Genomic DNA, 4632 nt, shown 5'->3' with positions numbered 1-4632 from the left:
ATGCAAATTACAATAGCTTAAAGAAAAGGTCATTGATAGAACTACCTAAAATCCCCTCTCAATTTAAGCTAATTAGAACTTGTCCAGTGAATAGTTATAAACAAGATAGTGAGAATATTACTTCTGTCAAATTATATAAAGAGGCTTTACAAATAGATGAAGAAATAAGAATGAAAATAAGAACACAACTAGGTTGTAGGGAACAAGATAAATTAATTATGATTGCGAAATCATCATGGGCCAACCTATTAGTAAAAATGAGGCTCATGGAGAAGAAACAGTACAATGATGCAAGGTTTAGTTATGAATATATATTACAAGAACTATTAAGCCTATATCTTCAGGACTTTCCAAGCGATACATGTATTAAATTAATTGGGGTTTCAGATGAGACCAAATTTGTTTCTATGAAAAATGGGGGAAAAATAGAATTTGTTTCACTACCATTTCTTCATTTGGAAGAATATGAGCAACTAATATTATCATGTGATTTATTTATCACCGATAATATTACATCCTGCTCAATGGGAAAAGCGGTATTTGGAAAAATACCTGTAATTAGTCTGGTAAACCATATGGAATATGAAGAATTAAAGAATCAAAGAGATAGCCATAATCCTACCTTAAGAAGCATTATAGAAAAATGGAATTATATAATACCTAATGGACTTTATCCATTTCTTGTATTTCCAAATGGATGGCATAAAGAATTAGCACCATTGATGGAGCAAAATGATTATTTTAAATGTGTGCATACTTGTGAAATGTTTGATTTAAAAGAAACTAGTCAAACCATATTTAATATGCTGTATAGCAAAACGGAGATTGATAAATTAAAGAATATGCAACAACTGTATATAAATAATGTATGCAATCTACCGACAATTAAAGATGTGATAAAGAGAGAATTGGGGGCGCTTAATCATGAGTAATCAAATTAATGTACAAGAAGAAACTAATGAAGCATATGATGCAGTACGTAACGGAATTGGTGTAATAGATTTATCAGCAACAGGAAGAATTGTGGTGAAAGGTGAGGACCATGTAGAGTTCCTAGATCGTCTAGTTACGAAGGATATTATATTTATGGAAGAAGAAACAACACTCTTTACTTTGTTATTACAAGAAGATGGGACTGTAATTGATATTATTAATCTGTTAAAAAATGAGGATTCTCTTACAGTTATTACGACACCGCATAAAAAAGAAATGGTACTAGCCTGGTTGCAAAACCAAAAACCAAGCGGTGTTGAGATTATAGATATAAGTCAAACACATTCTCAACTTGGATTTGAAGGTCCGTATGCATGGAAATTAGCTCAAAAGTTTTTAGACTTCGAAATATCATCACTGCCATTTCAATCATTTGTGTTAAATCAATTATTTGGGAAAGAATTTCTATTAGCAAGAACAGGTGTAACAGCAGAGTATGGTTATCAATTATTGTTTGAAAAATGCCTAGAGCCAATAGTATTAGAAACTGTAAATTCTTTTAAAGAAGAAGATATTAAATTGAAGAAAGTAGATTGGGAAACATTAGAGACGCTAATGTTAGAAATTCGACATCCATATTTTGAATTCAAACATTTAGAAGAACTAAATATTTTTGAAGCTGGTTTAGAATGGTTTATTGATTTTTATAAAGATGAATTCTATGGAAGAAAATCCTTAGAACAGCAATCGGAAGCTGGAGTAAATAAAAGAATTGTGGGATTCACGACAGGAATAGAGAGCAAAATTACAGTTAATGATGAAATTTTTATAGAGGAACAATTAATTGGTAAAGTTATTGAACTTAAAGAAAGTCCTGTATTAAATATGAAACTCGGAATTGCTTTATTAGAGGAACCATTTGCTGTTTCAGGAATTGGATTTTATGTGAAAAATAAAGAAAATGCTTTGTATGAGGCACATACTCAGTCCTCACCATATATTCTACCTAAATCATGGTCAATCAAAATACTGTAAAGGTGATGGCATATGAACATGAATAATCAACGAATCGTCGTAACTGGCATGGGAATTATTTGTTCAAACGGAAATAGTGTAAAAGAATTTTGGGATAATATTAAATCTGGGAAATCTGGTATTAAAGTAATCCAAAATATCGATATGGCTGAAATGGTAACAGATTATGGTGGAGAGATTGAAAACCTTCAGGTAGATGATTACTTCTTTAAGGATGAAATAAAGGATATGGATCGCTGTGGAAAATTAGGTGTCATGGCGGCAAGAGAAGCGGTAGAAAACGCAAAATTAAAAATAGAAAACTTTAATCCATACCGAATTGGAATATCATTAGGTACATCTTTAGGAGGCATGTTGAGCGGGGAAGAATTTCATAATCAGTGGATTAAAGATGGAATTGAAAAAGCAGATGAAACGTTACTTTTTAAGTATCCAATCCATACGCCCTGTGACAATATTACTCGAGACTTAAAAATAAAAGGGCCAAAAATGATTATTTCGAATGCATGTGCCGCTGGTACAAATTCAATTGGATTTGCGCTGGATACAATTCGAAATAACAAAGCAGATATCATGATAACCGGTGGTGTAGATCCCTTATCTAAATTGTCAATGAGTGGTTTTAATAGTTTACAAGCACTAGCACCAACGCCACCATCGCCCTATAGCAAGAGTAATGGCGTGGTAATCGGAGAAGGTGCAGCTATTCTTGTCTTGGAATCCTTAAATCATGCGGTTGAAAGAGGTGCAAAAATCCTAGCTGAAGTAGTGGATTACGATTTATCTTCAGATGCATATCATCAGACGGCACCAGATCCGGGCGGGGAAGGTGCTTTGAGATCCATGCGAGGTGCTTTAAAGAAAGCCAATATAGATGCTAAGGAAGTAAGCTATATCAATGGACATGGTACAGGTACACCAGCAAATGATGTATCAGAGCCAAAAGCAATTCGTACATTAATTACTGAAAATAAGACACCAGTTTCTTCAACTAAATCAATGATAGGACATATGTTAGGAGCCGCAGGGGCGGCGGAAGCAGTAACAAGTATTCTTGCTATTCAACATGGATATTTACCTCCAACTATAAACTTTGAAGTTGAAAGTCAAAAGTTTAATCTAGATTTTGTACCTAACATAGGTAGGGGAAGTGATTTGAGTTATGTACTATCAAATTCATTTGCTTTCGGTGGAAACAATGCAAGTATCTTATTCTGTAAGTACAATGAGAACCTTGAGTTGTCAGCGGCAAAGGAAAAGCTAATTAAAGAAAAAAAAGTCGTAATTACTGGTGTAGGGGGACTTGCTGGGAATTCTTCAAACCTTCAAGAAATTAAAGATTGTATGTTTAAGGGAAAGAGTGGTACCTCAAAGATTAAACAGTGGAACGACAATCCTAAGTGCATACAAGCCGGGAAAATACCAGAACAAAACTATCGAAGGCTAATACATCCTAATTTATTAAGGAAGATGGATTCAATTAGCAAACATGCAGTATTGTCAGTGAAAATGGCTATAGAAAACGGGAACTTAAAGATAGATAAAAATAATAGGGACAAGATAGGAATTATTTTTGCAACTGGTACAGGACCAGTTGGAACGGTAGAATCATTTAACCGTATTATTATCCAAGAGGGTGTTAAGGCCGCCAATGCTAAATTATTTCCAAACACTGTTATGAACGCAGCAGCTGGACATATTTCATTAAACTTTAAAATAAAAGGGCCTACTTCAACTATTTCATGTGGCGGGGTTTCTGGTATTAGTGCACTATACTATGCCTATGCCATGATTCAATCTAGTGATTATGACACATTCATTGTGGTAACGGCAGATGAAGTAAATAATCCAATAATAGAGGGACACTCAAAAATAAAAAGATACTTAACAACTGAAAATATAAGTCCTTTTGATTGTAATAATAGCGGTACCATACTTGGTGAAGGGAGCGTTGCCTTTATTGTAGAAAGTGAGGAGGCAGCATTAAAAAGAAATGGTAATATTTTAGCTGAAATTAAAGGTTTTGGGTTAACATCTGATGATAGTAAAATAGGGGACTTAAATCATCTAGGAAAGGCATGGGAGGAATCTATGCGTTTAGCAATGAAAGAGGCGATGATTTCTCCAGGAGAGATAGAATATATTTGTGCAGCTGCCAATGGTCATACATATTTTGACCGTATTGAAGAGAGAGTTATAGAACGTATATTCGAAAACGGAGCTCCTGTTAGTGCCACAAAATCTATCTTTGGGGAAACTCATGCAACTGCAGGCCTTCTTTCTCTCATTAGTGTAATATGTGCATTTGATGGTGAAATACCAGCTACGCAAAATGTAAAGAGTCATAGAGGAAGAATAGATCTCGTCACAGAAAATCCTCGTAAGGCTCCGGTGAACAATGCCTTAATTAGTACATATTCTTATGGTGGTAATTATAATTCTGTTGTAATAGGAAAATATTTAAATTAATTATTTATGTAGGAGGCCACTTTTATTAAGTATGTATCGGTCTCCTGCATAATAAGCTATATAGTTTTTAAAGCTTAAGCTCTTAATTGAGCATATCAGAAAAACTATGAAGGAGCACAATGCCATGAAAGGTATCATTCTTGCAGGTGGGAGCGGTACTAGATTGTACCCCCTTACCCAAATTGTATCAAAGCA

General features: G+C 34.2%; 4 protein-coding genes. All 4 read left to right on the top strand.

Annotation, left to right across the window (positions count from 1 at the left end):
* On the top strand, positions 1 to 932 hold a 932-nt coding region (locus ACQGSG_RS26820; RefSeq protein WP_426948451.1), incomplete at its 5' end, for a DUF6365 family protein.
* Complete coding sequence (locus ACQGSG_RS26815) at positions 925 to 1968, top strand: aminomethyl transferase family protein (protein ID WP_426948449.1); 1044 nt, start codon at positions 925 to 927, stop codon at positions 1966 to 1968. The genes ACQGSG_RS26820 and ACQGSG_RS26815, both read left to right, overlap by 8 nt.
* Positions 1969 to 1980: 12 nt before the next feature.
* Positions 1981 to 4437, top strand: coding sequence for a beta-ketoacyl-[acyl-carrier-protein] synthase family protein (locus ACQGSG_RS26810; RefSeq protein ID WP_426948447.1), 2457 nt, complete (start codon positions 1981 to 1983; stop codon positions 4435 to 4437).
* Positions 4438 to 4561: 124 nt separating this feature from the next.
* The coding region (locus ACQGSG_RS26805; protein WP_426948452.1) for a sugar phosphate nucleotidyltransferase at positions 4562 to 4632 on the top strand (71 nt) is incomplete at its 3' end.

The sequence above is a fragment of the Bacillus sp. GMa5/1 genome (genome assembly GCF_050172015.1).
GTDB lineage: Bacteria > Bacillota > Bacilli > Bacillales > Bacillaceae_G > Bacillus_A > Bacillus_A cereus.
The sequence above is the reverse complement of the archived record's forward strand: the minus strand, read 5'-3'. Positions and strand labels throughout refer to the sequence as shown.